Here is a 13,581-nt window from a genome sequence, read left to right on the forward strand (position 1 = left end):
AGCACAGGCCGGCCGGTCTCCGGGGACAGATTTAATGGAGTGGCTTTCACATGGGGAATGAGTTCTCATCGGCTCATAAGGGTACAAACAGGGGTCGTAAGGGTCGTGGCGCGCTGTTTTTCGCCTTTCTGGCGACGACCACGACGCTTGCCGCCGGCATCGCGGCACAGCCAGCCTTTGCGCAGACGGTTTATTCGGTTCCGGCCGGCCCGCTGAACAAATCGCTGGCAACCTTCGGAAAACTGTCGGGAACGCAGATTTCCTACGATGCCTCGATTGCACGCGGAAAACTTTCACAGGGCGTCAGCCGCGCGACAACCCGCGAGCAGGCGATCGTGGAGCTTCTGCGCGGCACCGGCCTCGTTTATTCCTTCACCGACGCCACCTCCGTCATCATCGCCGCACCGGTCAGCGCGGCAAGTGCTGCGGCAGCCGGAAACTCCACCCTTCTCGAACCCATTACGGTTCAGGGCGCGCGCGGCGCATCCGTATTGCAGCAGGACGGGCTGGCGCAGGATGGCTACCGCACGGAAACCCTGTCCTCTCTCGGCCTGCTCGGACAGACGGCCATTCGCGATACGCCGTTTTCCGTCACTGTTGCGCCAAGGGAACTGATCCAGAATATCCAGGCGCAATCCCCTGAGGATATTTATCGTGTCCTGCCGACCATCCGCAGCCAGACGCCGCAGATGTCCGGCTGGGCGCCGATGGCCAATATTCGCGGCTTCACCACCTATGACACGGCCGAAGACGGCTTCCGCCGCTCCTACAGCCATGCGACGGTGCTGGAAGACAAGGAACGCACCGAGGTTCTCTCCGGCCTTTCGGGCTTTCTCTATGGTGCGGCCTCGCCCGCCGGCATGATCAATTATGTGTACAAACGCCCGACGCAGGAACGTTTGAACAGCGTGACGGTCGGCAATTACGGCGGCGCGCAGGCCTTCGTCCATGGCGATTTCGGCGGCCGCATCGATCCGGAAGGCGACATGGGTTATCGCCTCAATATCGTCCGCTCGGCGGGTGACACCGCCATCGACGATCAGAATGTCGACCGCTTTCTGGCAAGCGGCGCTTTCGACTGGAACATTACCGACCGGCTGAAACTGGAACTCAACGCGTCTTACAGCAAATACAAGATGGATGCGCCGAACTCCTACTGGTTCGTCCGTGCCGGCGTAACGCGGCCCGATGCGCCGGACGCGAGCAAAAACTGGAGCCAGCCATGGATTCACGACGAGATCGAGAAAAAAAGATACTCGGCAAAACTCACCTATGATGTGAACGATGCCATTACCCTGCGCGGTGGGTATATGCGGGAATATGTCGATCGGCCCGTACAGGACCATACGATGAATTCCATTCGCGCACCTGGTCAATATTACCAGCTCGCAATGCGTTCAGGTGAAACAAAAAACACATTCGAAGCCGCCAACGCGTTCGCTGACGTTTCGTTCGACACGGGAGCCGTGTCGCACAAGCTGACTGTCGGATATCATATGTTTCAGGACAGATCATGGTCGACGGTGGATAATCCAAGTACCGGATATATCGGCCCCTTCCCGATGTCGTCTCCTCTTCATCTGCCGGAACCGGCCTTTCCTGCGAACACCTCGCCGCTTTATAAAGCGGGCTATGCGCGCAACCACAACTTCGTTGTCGGCGACCAGATCGAGTTCAGCGAACAATGGTCGGCCCTTGTCGGCGCCAATTACAGCGTGATCCAGACCCAGTCTCTGAACAGTGCCGGCGTCCGCACCGCTCCCGATTACGACGAAGGGCGGCTTTCGCCTTCGGTCTCACTGCTATTCAAGCCAATCGAACAGGTAACCCTTTACGGCAGCTACATCGAAGGGCTGGAGCAGGGCGGCGTCGCGCCGACGACGACGGTAAATTCCGGGCAGATCATGGCCCCCATGGTCAGCAAGCAGAAGGAAATCGGCATCAAGGGCGAAGTCGGCGACCTGCTGCTGACAGCGGCCTTGTTCGACATCTCCAAGGCTTACGAACTCACGACGGATGCCAACCTCTATTCGCAGGACGGCCGCCAGCGCCATCGCGGCGTCGAGTTCACGGCGACCGGCAAGGTGACGGACGATCTTACCGTTCTCGGCGGCCTGACCTTCCTCGATGCACAGGTCGAGGGCGGAACCTATGACGGCAAGCGCCCCATGAACGTCGCCAATGTTCTGGCGAAGGTCTATGCCGAATATGAGGTTCCCACCGTCGAGGGACTGTTCCTGACCGGCGGCCTTTATTACACCGGCAAGCAATGGGCGAATTCGGTCAACAACGACCGCCTCCCCTCCTATGTCACCGCCGATCTCGGGCTGCGTTACACCACCGAAAACTTCGGCAATCCGCTGACCTTCCGGCTGAATGTCAGCAACATCACCGATGAGAACTACTGGCAGAACAGCTATTGTCTCGGCGCGCCGAGAACCGTCTCCTTCTCGGTTCAGGCGAAATTCTGATGATGCTGCGCAGTTCCCTGTCCCGCAGAGCGCTGCTCTGCGGGACAGGTGCTTTTTTCCTTACAAACCGGCCGTCATTGGCCGCCCGTTCCGGCGGCATCGTCGCCATGGACTGGGTGAGCGGGCAGAACCTGCTGGCGCTTGGCGTGCAGCCCGCAGCCATGCCGGAACTGGAACGTTATGCCAGCCTCGTCGTCGAACCGGCCCTGTCGCCCTCCGTTGCCGAGCTTGGATTGCGGTCCGAGCCCAATCTGGAACTTGTCGACCATCTTCGGCCAAGCCTCATCCTGCACAGCAATGATTTCACCGTGGCCGCCGGCCGGCTTGCCGCCATTGCCCCCACCCACCTTTTCGATGCCGGCGTCACCGCGGGCGAGAACCATTTAATCAGTGGCAGAAACGCTCTCATCGCTCTCGCCGCACAGATCGGCGATCCTGACCGGTTTGATGCGTTTCAGGAAAGTTTCGACGCGGAAATGCAGCAGGCCCGCGCACGGCTCTCCGCCTATGACGGACGGCCTCTGTTGCTGGCGACGGTCATAGATGGCAGGCGATTGCTGGTTTTCGGCAGGAACAGCCTATTCCAGAATGTTCTCGATCAATTCGGCATCGAGAACGCCTGGGATGGTTACACCTCGAGATTTGGTCATACGACAGTGACGGCTGACCAGCTTTCCCGCCATCCGCAGGCGCGGCTTCTGTGCATCGGCGATACCAGCAGCGAAAAGCTGGATACGCTTCTCAGCGCACCGGTCATCAAAAGCCTGCCCTTCATTCGCGAAAACCGGTTGGTGCGTATCGGGGACGTATTGTTTTACGGCGGATTGCCGCCGGCAAAACGTTTCGCCCGCCTCGTTTCCGAAGCCCTTGCCGGTGAGGCATCGCCATGAAGAGGACGGCGAACATATCCGCGATCGTCGTCACATCGCTCGCCATCGTCTGCGCCGGCCTTGCCGGCTTCAACCTGTTTCTGCGCATGCCCCATGGGACGCCGCTTGCAGCCCTATTTTTTCCCGATCCCGACATGACGGCGCAGGTGCTGCTTCACAATACCCTGCTGCCGAGGATCGTGGTGGCGCTGATGACCGGCGCGACGCTCGGCCTTGTCGGTGCGATCCTGCAAAACATTCTGCGCAATCCGCTTGCCGAACCGGCGACACTCGGCATTTCGGCCGGTTCCTATCTGCTGCTTGCCATTGCCACGCTCTGGTTCCCGCAATGGATGGCCGCACAGGAATGGATCGCCTTTGCGGGCGCGGCGCTGTCGCTTCTGGCGATCCTCGCGCTTTCGTGGCGCAAAGGCCTGTCGCCTGTCACCGTCACGCTGGCGGGCATGATCGTCAGCCTTTATTGCGGCGCGGCGAGCGCCGTTCTGGTGCTGTTCAACCATGATTTTCTCGTCAGCATCTTTTTATGGGGCGCTGGATATCTCGATCAGCAGGACTGGAGCGCCGTCGCCTTTCTCGCCCCTCGTCTCGCCGTGCTCATCCTTGCGGTCGTGCTGCTTCTTCGCCCCCTGACGATCATGACGCTTGAAGACGCCAATGCAAAAAGCCTCGGCCTGTCGCTTGCCGCCTACCGCCTGCTGACGCTGGTGGTCGCGGCGGCCTTGACGGCGGTGGTCACCGCCTCGGTCGGCATCATCAGCTTTATCGGCCTTGCCGCCCCCGCGCTGGCGCGCGCCTGCGGCGCAAGACGAATGGGCGCGCAGCTTGGTCATTCGGCGGTACTTGGCGCGCTGCTGCTCACGTTGACCGACCAGATCGTCCTGTTTTTTCCCGTCACCTATCGATTGTTCCCGACCGCCGCCGTCACCGCTCTTCTCGGCGCGCCGCTGATGTTCGCGCTGATCCGGCGGCTGAAGATGCCCGCCCCGCCGCAGCCGGCACAGCCGGCGGTGGCGCGCCTTGCCCGGCCCATGCCGGCTCTGCTCGGCCTCGTCGCCCTTCTGTGCGTCGCGGCCGGCGTGGCGCTCTTCGTCGGGAAAAACACGGAGGGCTGGTTTTTAGCGGGGCTTTACGACACGCATGGTCTCGGCTGGCGCTGGCCGAGGGCGCTCGCGGCCTTCAGCGGTGGGGCCATGCTGGCGCTTGCCGGCGCCATTCTGCAGCGCGTCACCGGCAATCCCATGGCATCGCCGGAAGTGCTGGGCGTCTCTTCCGGGGCGATGCTCGGCGTCATTGCAGTTCTCCTCACCCTTGCCGCACCTACCCGCTCCGCCCAAATCCTCGCCGGTGCGGCGGGGTCGCTGACGGTTTTACTGCTGATGCTGGCCCTCTCGCGCAAGCCCGGTTTTTCGGGCGACCGGCTGCTGCTGATCGGCATCGCACTCAGTTCCGTTTCCGGTTTCGTCATGGCCATATTGATGACGTCGCAGGATCCGAGGCTCGGTCAGCTTCTCGCCTGGCTTTCCGGCTCCACCTATGCGGTCGCGCCGGGCGAAGCCATCATGGCGACGCTGCTGCTTTCCGGAGGACTTGCCCTTGTCCCCTTCATCCGCCGCTGGCTGGAGGTGCTGCCGCTTGGCGAGGATATCGCCAGAAATACCGGCGTCTCGGTTGTGACGAGCCGCAACGGCCTCTATTCGCTTTCCGCCATTCTCACGGCAAGCGCCACAATCCTCGTCGGCCCCTTGAGTTTCGCCGGTCTGATGGGGCCGCATCTGGCGCGGCTTGCGGGTTTCCAACGCGCCGGCACGCAATTGCCGGCGGCGGCGCTGATCGGCGGGCTCATCCTGCTCGTCGCCGACTGGCTGGGCCGCAACATTATTTTCCCGTTTCAAATACCCGCAGGCCTCCTGGCGACGGTGGTCGGCGGGCCGTTTTTGCTCGTACTGATAGGAAGGCGCGCATGACCATTCTCACGGATGAGAGTTTTCGGATACTGACGGTGGTCGACAGCCAGCGCGTCGCCCCTTTCATGCAGCGCCTGCGATTTTCCGGCACCGGCCTTCAGCGTTTCGATACGCTGGAGAACCTGCATGTCAGGCTTTATTTTTCAAAGCGGAGCAACGACTTCACCGGCCATCTTCCTGCCGGTGAAAATGTCGCGGCATCCGCCGATGCCTTCGACGTGCGCTATTATACGATCCGCGCGATCGACGCCGACAGCGGCTTTATCGACATCGATTTCGTCCTGCATGAGGATGCGGGGCCGGGATGTTCCTTTGCCCGGAATGCACGGCCCGGCGCGCTTTGCGGCATGTCCGGCCCCTGCGGGCTGGGAATGAAGCCGGCAAAACAATATCTGCTGGCCGGAGACGAAACCGCCCTGCCCGCCATTGCCCGCATCTGCGAAAACCTGCCCGAAAATGCGACGGGCCGGATTTTTCTCAGGGCCGAAAATTGCCGATATGGCATCGCCGCCCCCTCCGGCATCCAGATATGCTGGCTGCCCCGCTCGACCGTTTGCCCCATAATATTCGTTGAACGCGTTGGCGATGCGGCCTTGGAAACGGCCGCCTCCACCAATGAATATTTCCTGTGGCTCGCCAATGCCTTCTCGCAATGGCAGTGTTTCCGGGACAAATTGACGGCTTTGTCCAAAAAACGCTATCTCAACGCCTGCTACTGGCGGGACGACATGACGACGAGCCACTGAAAATTTTCTGAATGGACTGGCGTTTCGCCTTGGACCCAAATTCAGCCCATGCGCTCGGAGACATGCTCTCCCGGCGACGCGGGAAAGACCACCGTCCTGTTTCCGTTCAGAAAGACCCGATGATGAATATGGGCGTGGATGGCCCGCGCAAGCACCTGGCTTTCCACATCCCGCCCCAGGCTGACATAATCCATCGCGCTCTGGGCATGGGTCACGCGGATCGTATCCTGCTCGATGATCGGGCCTTCATCGAGATCGGCGGTGACGTAATGGGCGGTCGCGCCGATCAGCCTCACTCCGCGTTCATAGGCCTGTTTGTAAGGGTTGGCGCCCTTGAAAGACGGCAGGAAGGAATGGTGGATGTTGATAATGCGGCCAGACATTTCCTGACATAGCCGGTCCGACAGCACCTGCATGTAACGCGCCAGCACCACGAGCTCCGCCCCGTTATCCCGCACCACCTGCAGGATCGCCGCTTCCGCCTCGGGCTTCGTTTCCGGCGTGACGCGGATGTGATGGAAGGGAATATCCTCGTTCACCACCTGCTTCTGGTAGTCGAGGTGGTTGGAAATCACGGCGACGATCTCCACCGGCAGCGCGCCGATGCGGGAGCGATACAGCAGATCGTTGAGGCAATGGCCGAAGCGCGAGACCATGATGACGACCTTCGTCTTTCGCGAAAGGTCGTGAATATCATAATCCATATCGAAATCGGCCGCGACGGGACCGAAGCCGTCAAGCAGCGCCTCGCGTCCCGCTCCCTGTTCGGAAACGAAACTCAACCGCATGAAAAAGCGGCCCGTCTCCTGATCGGTGAATTGCGAACTGTCGTTGATGTTGCAGCCGGACCGGGCGAGATAACCGGATACGGCGGCGACGATGCCGCTGCGCGCCGGGCACGAGACTTTCATGATATAGGTGGTCAAATCCTGCTCCCCCTTGATGGATCAGCACTCAGGCAGGTTGACGGCGATGCCGCCCTGCGAGGTTTCCTTATATTTCACATGCATGTCGCGGCCGGTCTCGCGCATCACGGTGATGCAATTGTCGAGCGGCATGAAATGGGTGCCGTCGCCGCGCAGCGAAAGGCTGGCCGCCGAGACGGCCTTGATGGCGCCCAGCGCATTGCGTTCGATGCAGGGAACCTGAACGAGCCCGGCCGCCGGATCGCAGGTCATGCCGAGATGATGCTCCAGCGCGATTTCGGCGGCATTTTCCACCTGCGCATTGCTGCCGCCCAGAACCGCGCAAAGCCCGGCTGCCGCCATGGCCGCCGCCGAACCCACCTCGCCCTGGCAGCCGACTTCCGCCCCCGAAATCGAGGCATTGTACTTTATGAGACCGCCGATGGCCGCCGCCACCAGCAGAAGGTCGCGGATGCCTTCGCGGTGTGCGCCGACGCAATGGTCGAGATAATAGCGCGCCACCGCCGGCACCACGCCCGCCGCGCCATTGGTGGGAGAGGTGACGACGCGCCCGCCGGCGGCATTTTCCTCATTCACCGCCATGGCGTAGACGCTCATCCAGTCATTGGCCTGGTGCGGCTGGGTGAGATTGAGCCCGCGTTCCGATTGCAATTGCTCGTGGATCGCCTTGGCCCTGCGTTTCACCCTCAGCCCGCCGGGCAGGATGCCCTCCTGCGTCAGGCCCCGCTCGATGCAGCTTTCCATCACCTCCCAGACGCGGTCCAGTCTCGCATCCAGTTCCGCCCCGTAAACAACCTCTTCATTCGCCCGCTTCATCTGAGCGATGGTCTTGCCCGACGCGCGGCCCATGCGCAGCATTTCCGCCGCCGTGCTGAAGGGATAGGGCACCGGCTGCTGCTTGACGGCGCTCAATCCCCCGGCCGACCTTTGCAGCTCCGTTTCGGTGACGACGAAACCGCCGCCAATCGAATAATAGACCTCCCGGTGATAGGTGTTGCCCTGACGGTCGCAGGCAATGAGGACCAGCCCGTTGGCATGGCCGGGAAGCGGCGGGCCATAATCGAAAACCAGATCCCTGTCCGGATCGAACCGCAGCGCCGGCAGCCCCTGGGGCTCGACGAGGCCGGTCCTGCGCACCTCCGCCTCGATCTCCTCCACCCGGTCGGGATCGAGCGTATCGGGCTTCAGCCCGCACAGGCCGAGGACGACCGCGCGATCCGTCGCATGGCCCTTGCCGGTGAAGGCGAGTGAGCCATGCAGGCTCGCCCGCAGGCCGAACAGGTCTCCGGCCCCCGGGATCTTGTCGCCGCCGCGCAGATCGTCGAGAAACCGGGCGGCCGCGACCATGGGTCCCATCGTATGAGAGGACGATGGGCCGATGCCGATCTTGAATATATCGAAGACCGACAGGAACATTTACGAACCGTAGATCGGGAAGGCGTCGCAAAGCGCTGCGACCTGCGCCCGCACGTCGGCCTCGACTGCGGCGTCACCCTCGGCATTCGCCGCCAGCGCATCGATGACACGCAGGATCAGCGCACCGATCTGTTCGAATTCAGCCACGCCGAAACCGCGCGTGGTGCCGGCGGAGCTGCCGAGCCGGATGCCGGAAGTGACGAAGGGCTTTTCCGGGTCGTTGGGAATGGCGTTCTTGTTGCAGGTAAGCCCCGCCCGCTCCAGCGCGATTTCGGCAACCTTGCCAGTCACGCCTTTCGGGCGCAGATCGACCAGCACCATATGGCTGTCGGTTCCGCCAGAGACGATCCCCAGACCACCCTGCGTCAGTACCTTCGCCAACGCCTGAGCATTGGCGATGACCTGGCCGGCGTAATCCGCGAAGTCCGGGCGCAGCGCCTCGCCGAAAGCCACGGCCTTGGCGGCGATGACATGCATCAGCGGACCGCCCTGATTGCCGGGGAAGACAGCCGAGTTCAGCTTCTTGGCGAGATCGGCATCATTGGTGAGGATCACACCGCCGCGCGGACCGCGCAGGGTCTTGTGGGTGGTGGAGGTGACGACATGGGCGTGCGGCACGGGGTTCGGATATTTGCCGCCGGCGATCAGCCCGGCATAATGGGCCATATCGACCATCAGATATGCGCCGACTTCATCGGCGATCTTGCGGAAGCCGGCGAAATCGATCTGGCGCGGATAGGCCGATGCGCCCGCCACGATCAGCTTCGGCTTCGTCTCCAGCGCCCGTGCCCGCACCTTCTCCATATCGATCAGATGAGTTTCGGCGTCGACCTCATAGGAGACCACATCGAACCACTTGCCGGACATGGTGACCGGCGAACCGTGGGTAAGGTGGCCGCCATGGGCGAGCGACAGCCCCATGATCCGGTCGCCGGGCTGCAGCAGCGCCAGAAACACCGCCTGATTGGCCTGCGCGCCGGAATGCGGCTGCACATTGGCGAATTCCGCGCCGAAGAGCTGCTTCAACCGGTCGATGGCGACCGCTTCGACCTTGTCGACAAATTCGCAGCCGCCGTAATAGCGCTTGCCGGGATAGCCCTCGGCATATTTGTTGGTCAGCACCGAGCCTTGCGCCGCCAGAACATCGGCGGAGACGATGTTTTCCGAAGCGATCAGCTCGATCTGCGTCTTCTGGCGGTCGAGTTCCTCGGCGATGGCGTCGGCGATCACTGTGTCCGAAACGGTATTGTGTGACAGGCGGTTGAGCATTCTTTCCTCCTCTGAGATCAGGCGATGTCCGCCGCAAGTTCCTTGCAGCCGGTTTCAAGCAGATGACCAAGATGCGATACGAAACTGCTCCAGATATCCATGCGGAAACGGTTTTCCGCATCGCGCCAGAGCACCACGCTGACGCCGTCGAAAATCGTCCGGCGTCCCTCGCCGACGGCAATCGTGTCGATGTCGCGGGCGCAGCCCAGCGTCAGCAATTCGGCAGCCTGCGGACCTTCGATCAGGAGCGTCACTTCTCGTCCGGAAATATCGACGAGACTATGCGGATGGCTGGCGTAAACGCCGGCGCAGGCGGCGATCAGCCCGTCAACCGCGCTGACAGGTGCAAGCACGGTCCATTCGTCGGGGCCAAGGCGCAGGACTTCGATGTCGCCTGAAGCGGCGCGGAGGCCGATCCGGTCCGGCAGGGTAAGGCCAAGGGCGGCGTTGAGCGGGGCGAGATCACCGCGCGCCCGCAGCGACAGCCGCGCCTGCGCGGCCAGAATGCTGACCCGGGCTGCTTTGCTCTCGGCCAGCATGCCGGGAGCGGGGGAGGAAACGCGCATGTTCATTGTCATCTCCAGGTCAAATCTTAAGGCGGGTATTTTCGGGATCGACAAAGACCATCCCGGTGATTTTCGCGGCAATGGTGCGGTCCAGCATCGGAATGTAGACGGTCTCGCCCATCCGCTCATGCCCGCCTTCCACCAGCGCCAGCGCAATCGGCTGGCCTGCCGCATCCGAGTGATAGGACGAGGTGACGTGGCCCACCATTTTCATCGGGATCGGCTGTTTCGGATCGAAGACGATCTGCGCGCCCTCTTCCAGCTTCGAGCGGTCTTCGGTCAGAAGACCGACGAGGTGACGGCGACCCTTGGCGACGAGATCGGGGCGGGCAAGGCCGCGTTTGCCGACGAAATCAGGCTTCGCCTTGCCCACGGCCCAGCCCATCGCCGCATCATAGGGCGTGACCGTGCCATCGGTGTCCTGGCCGACGATGATGTAACCCTTTTCGGCGCGCAGCACATGCATGGTTTCCGTGCCGTAAGGCGTGATGCCATATTGCTGACCGGCCTCCCACAGGATTTCCCACAGCTTGCGGCCGAGCGGCGCGGGCACATTGACCTCGAAGCCGATCTCGCCGGTGAAGCTGACGCGGAACAGCCGCGCCGGCATGCCGGCCACCGTGCATTCCACGCAGGACATATGCGGGAAGGCCTCTTCCGTAAGTTCGACACCTTCCACCAGCGGCGCGAGCAGCTTTGCCGCGTTCGGACCGTTCAGCGCAATGGTCGACCATTGCTCTGTCGTCGACGTCAGCCAGACATTGAGATCGGGCCATTCGGTCTGGAGGTAATCCTCCATCATGTTCAGCACCCGTGCCGCCCCGCCTGTCGTGGTGGTGACGTGGAAGCGGTCTTCGGTCATGCGGCCGATGACGCCGTCATCGCGGATGAAGCCGTCATCGCCGAGCAGCAGGCCATAACGGCAGCGGCCGGCGGCGAGCTTCGTCCATGGATTGGTATACATGCGGTTCATGAACTCGACCGCATCCGGCCCGACAACTTCGATCTTGCCGAGCGTCGAGGCGTCGAAAATGCCCACACTCTGGCGCACAGCCCGGCATTCACGGCCGACCGCCGCATCCATGTCTTCGCCCGGCTTCGGGAAATACCAGGCGCGACGCCATTGCCCGACCGGCTCGTAGACCGCGCCGTGCGCCTCAGCCCAGCCATCGATCTGCGTCTTGCGCGTCACTTCGAAATGTGCGCCGCGGTGATAACCCGCAAACGCTCCGAAGGTCGTTGGCGTATAGGGCGGGCGGAAGGTGGTCAGTCCCACCTGCGGCTGGCGCTTGCCCAGCGCTTCCGCCGCGATGTTGAGACCGTTGATGTTGGACATCTTGCCCTGATCGGTCGCCATGCCGTTGGTGGTGTAGCGCTTGACATGCTCGATGGAGCGCATGCCCTCACGCACGGCAAGCCGCAGATCCTTGGCGGTCACGTCGTTCTGGTAGTCCACGAAGGCCTTGGCCTTGCCGGCATCGCGGTCGCTCGGAAGCTCCGTGTGCGAGACGCCGCTGCCGGTACGGTCATGTTCCACCGCGTGGGTGGAAGCGTTGGCGGCCTTGCCGAGTGCGGCGGCGACTTCACGGCCCCGCTCGGCACCGTCCTTCAGCGCGGCCTCGATGCCCCAGAGCCCGCGTCCGGCCCCGGCAATCACGCAATCCTCGTTGGTAACCGAAGGCAGGAAGGTGGTCCGCTCATCGTCCCAGGCGATCTTGCCCTGCGTATGGGAAAAGAGATGCAGCGACGGCGTCCAGCCGCCCGACATCAGCACCGCGTCGCAGGCAATCTCCTGCCCCGCGCCGACCGACGCGCCATTCACCGGATTGACCCGGACGGACTTGACCCGCAGCCGCCCCGACGTCGCCGTGACCGTATGCGACAGCTTGACCGGAATGCCGAGCGCGCGCGCCTCGTTCACCAGTTCCTCGCGCACCTTGGCGCGGGTATCGACAATGGCTTGAACACGCGCGCCCGCACCGTGAAGATCGAAGGCCGCATACCAGGCGCTGTCATGGCTCGTCACCACCACCGGCCGGTTGCCGACCTTGACGCCGTAGCGGTTGAGATAGGTCTGGGCAGCACCCGCCAGCATCACGCCCGGCCGGTCGTTGCCGTGGAAGACCAGCGGCTTTTCCAGCGCACCCTGCGCCAGCACCACCTGACGCGCCCTGACACGCCACAGGCGCTCGCGCGGCGTATCCTTCGGCACGGTTTCCAGATGGTCGGTCAGCTTTTCGCAGAGGCCGATCATGTTCTGATGGTAATAGGCAATGGCCGTCGTGCGGGTCATGACCCTGACGCCGCGCTCCTTCAGCGCCTTCAACTCATCCGCAAGCCAGTTCCATGCGGGCTTGCCGTCGATCTTCGCCTGCGGCTCGGAGAGCAGCGTGCCGCCGGCTTCGGCATTTTCATCGACCAGCACGACCTTAAGGCCATCGACCGCCGCCGCACGCGCCGCAGCGAGACCGGCAGGGCCAGCGCCGACGATCAGCACATCGCAATGCAGGTTGCGCGAGGCATAGGTATCGGGATCTTCCTCCGTCGGCGAAACGCCGAGACCCGCAGCCGCGCGGATGAAGGGCTCATAGACCTTGTTCCAGAAGCTCTTCGGCCACATGAAGGTCTTGTAGTAGAAGCCCGCCGAAAACAGCATATAGGCCATGTCGTTGACCGCGCCGATATCGAATTTCAGGCTCGGATATTTGTTCTGGGAGGTGGTTTCCAGCCCGTTCCAGATTTCCTGCACCGTGGCGCGAGTGTTCGGCTCGAAACGTCCGGCGCTGCGGCGGGTGCCGATCAGCGCATTCGGCTCCTCGGAACCCGCCGCCACCGGGCCGCGCGGGCGGTGGTATTTGAACGAGCGGCCCATCAGATGCACGCCATTGGCCAAAAGTGCTGAGGCAACCGTATCGCCCTTCACGCCACGATAGGTCTTGCCGTCGAAAGTAAAGCTGACCGAGCGGGCGGCATCCACACGGCCACGGCCGGAAACGCGATAGGAGTTCATTTCGACACCTCGGAACTGGCTGGTGCGCTGGACAGGGAAGAAAATTCAGGACGCGGCTCGCCCGCCCGGTAGGTCGTGAGGAAACGGTCGCTCACCGTGTCGCGCACGGCGTTGAAGAAGCGCCCGCACCCATGCAGATGCCGCCAGCGCTCGAAATGCGGACCTTTCACGTTTTCGCGGATGAACAGGAATTCTTCCCATTGTTTATCGGTCTGCGACGAGGGATCGGCCGCGCGGGTAATATGAGCCTGTCCGGCATAGGTGAATTCGGCCTCGGGCAGGGTTTCTTTGCAATAGGGGCAGCGGATCAGCAGCATGGTTCT

At 62.5% G+C, this 13,581-nt stretch carries 10 protein-coding genes; 4 read left to right on the forward strand and 6 right to left on the reverse strand.

Translation table 11 applies throughout. The features are described from left to right. Window positions 1-50: 50 nt before the first annotated feature. Genes ACIK7D_RS24630 through ACIK7D_RS24645 form a run of 4 tightly spaced genes read left to right on the forward strand, consistent with a single transcriptional unit; the run spans window position 51 to window position 6,071 of the window. The gene (locus tag ACIK7D_RS24630; protein WP_400157730.1) at window positions 51-2,471 is read left to right on the forward strand and encodes a TonB-dependent siderophore receptor; all 2,421 of its coding nucleotides are present in this window, start codon (window positions 51-53) and stop codon (window positions 2,469-2,471) included. Further along, complete coding sequence (locus ACIK7D_RS24635) at window positions 2,471-3,361, forward strand: ABC transporter substrate-binding protein (RefSeq protein WP_400157731.1); 891 nt, start codon at window positions 2,471-2,473, stop codon at window positions 3,359-3,361. The genes ACIK7D_RS24630 and ACIK7D_RS24635 overlap by 1 nt, the downstream gene beginning before the upstream one ends. Then, window positions 3,358-5,325 (forward strand): Fe(3+)-hydroxamate ABC transporter permease FhuB, encoded by a 1,968-nt coding sequence (gene fhuB, locus ACIK7D_RS24640; protein ID WP_400157732.1) that lies wholly within the window; start codon window positions 3,358-3,360, stop codon window positions 5,323-5,325. The genes ACIK7D_RS24635 and fhuB overlap by 4 nt, the downstream gene beginning before the upstream one ends. After that, complete coding sequence (locus ACIK7D_RS24645; protein WP_400157733.1) at window positions 5,322-6,071, forward strand: siderophore-interacting protein; 750 nt, start codon at window positions 5,322-5,324, stop codon at window positions 6,069-6,071. The genes fhuB and ACIK7D_RS24645 overlap by 4 nt, the downstream gene beginning before the upstream one ends. Before the next feature lie 41 nt (window positions 6,072-6,112). On the opposite strand, the gene purU is transcribed toward ACIK7D_RS24645, so the two are convergent. From purU to ACIK7D_RS24675, 6 genes are read right to left on the reverse strand one after another with little or no spacing between them, the layout of a single operon-like run. Continuing rightward, entirely contained in the window at window positions 6,113-6,997 is an 885-nt protein-coding gene (gene purU / locus ACIK7D_RS24650; RefSeq protein WP_137454354.1) for a formyltetrahydrofolate deformylase, read from the reverse strand. A gap of 21 nt (window positions 6,998-7,018) precedes the next feature. Further along, a complete protein-coding gene (locus ACIK7D_RS24655) occupies window positions 7,019-8,413 on the reverse strand; it encodes an L-serine ammonia-lyase (protein WP_400157734.1) in 1,395 nt (464 codons plus the stop codon). Continuing rightward, a complete protein-coding gene (glyA, locus tag ACIK7D_RS24660; protein WP_174024674.1) occupies window positions 8,414-9,682 on the reverse strand; it encodes a serine hydroxymethyltransferase in 1,269 nt (422 codons plus the stop codon). Between the two features lie 17 nt (window positions 9,683-9,699). Beyond that, the gene (soxG, locus tag ACIK7D_RS24665) at window positions 9,700-10,254 is read right to left on the reverse strand and encodes a sarcosine oxidase subunit gamma family protein (protein ID WP_400157735.1); all 555 of its coding nucleotides are present in this window, start codon (window positions 10,252-10,254) and stop codon (window positions 9,700-9,702) included. A 13-nt stretch (window positions 10,255-10,267) separates the two neighbouring features. After that, window positions 10,268-13,258, reverse strand: coding sequence for a sarcosine oxidase subunit alpha (locus ACIK7D_RS24670; protein WP_400157736.1), 2,991 nt, complete (start codon window positions 13,256-13,258; stop codon window positions 10,268-10,270). Further along, on the reverse strand, window positions 13,255-13,575 hold the full coding sequence (locus ACIK7D_RS24675; RefSeq protein WP_400157737.1) for a sarcosine oxidase subunit delta: 321 nt from the start codon (window positions 13,573-13,575) through the stop codon (window positions 13,255-13,257). Before ACIK7D_RS24675 ends, ACIK7D_RS24670 begins: the two co-directional genes overlap by 4 nt. Window positions 13,576-13,581: the final 6 nt, after the last annotated feature.

Origin of the sequence: Agrobacterium sp. P15N1-A (assembly GCF_044626815.1) — a bacterium.
GTDB lineage: Bacteria > Pseudomonadota > Alphaproteobacteria > Rhizobiales > Rhizobiaceae > Agrobacterium > Agrobacterium leguminum.

Coding starts and splice junctions, on each gene's coding strand:
- ACIK7D_RS24645 (WP_400157733.1), top strand. CDS start 5,322: ATGACCATTCTCACGGATGAGAGTTTTCGGATACTGACGGTGGTCGAC.
- glyA (WP_174024674.1), bottom strand. CDS start 9,682: ATGCTCAACCGCCTGTCACACAATACCGTTTCGGACACAGTGATCGCC.
- ACIK7D_RS24630 (WP_400157730.1), top strand. CDS start 51: ATGGGGAATGAGTTCTCATCGGCTCATAAGGGTACAAACAGGGGTCGT.
- ACIK7D_RS24670 (WP_400157736.1), bottom strand. CDS start 13,258: ATGAACTCCTATCGCGTTTCCGGCCGTGGCCGTGTGGATGCCGCCCGC.
- ACIK7D_RS24635 (WP_400157731.1), top strand. CDS start 2,471: ATGATGCTGCGCAGTTCCCTGTCCCGCAGAGCGCTGCTCTGCGGGACA.
- soxG (WP_400157735.1), bottom strand. CDS start 10,254: ATGAACATGCGCGTTTCCTCCCCCGCTCCCGGCATGCTGGCCGAGAGC.
- ACIK7D_RS24675 (WP_400157737.1), bottom strand. CDS start 13,575: ATGCTGCTGATCCGCTGCCCCTATTGCAAAGAAACCCTGCCCGAGGCC.
- fhuB (WP_400157732.1), top strand. CDS start 3,358: ATGAAGAGGACGGCGAACATATCCGCGATCGTCGTCACATCGCTCGCC.
- ACIK7D_RS24655 (WP_400157734.1), bottom strand. CDS start 8,413: ATGTTCCTGTCGGTCTTCGATATATTCAAGATCGGCATCGGCCCATCG.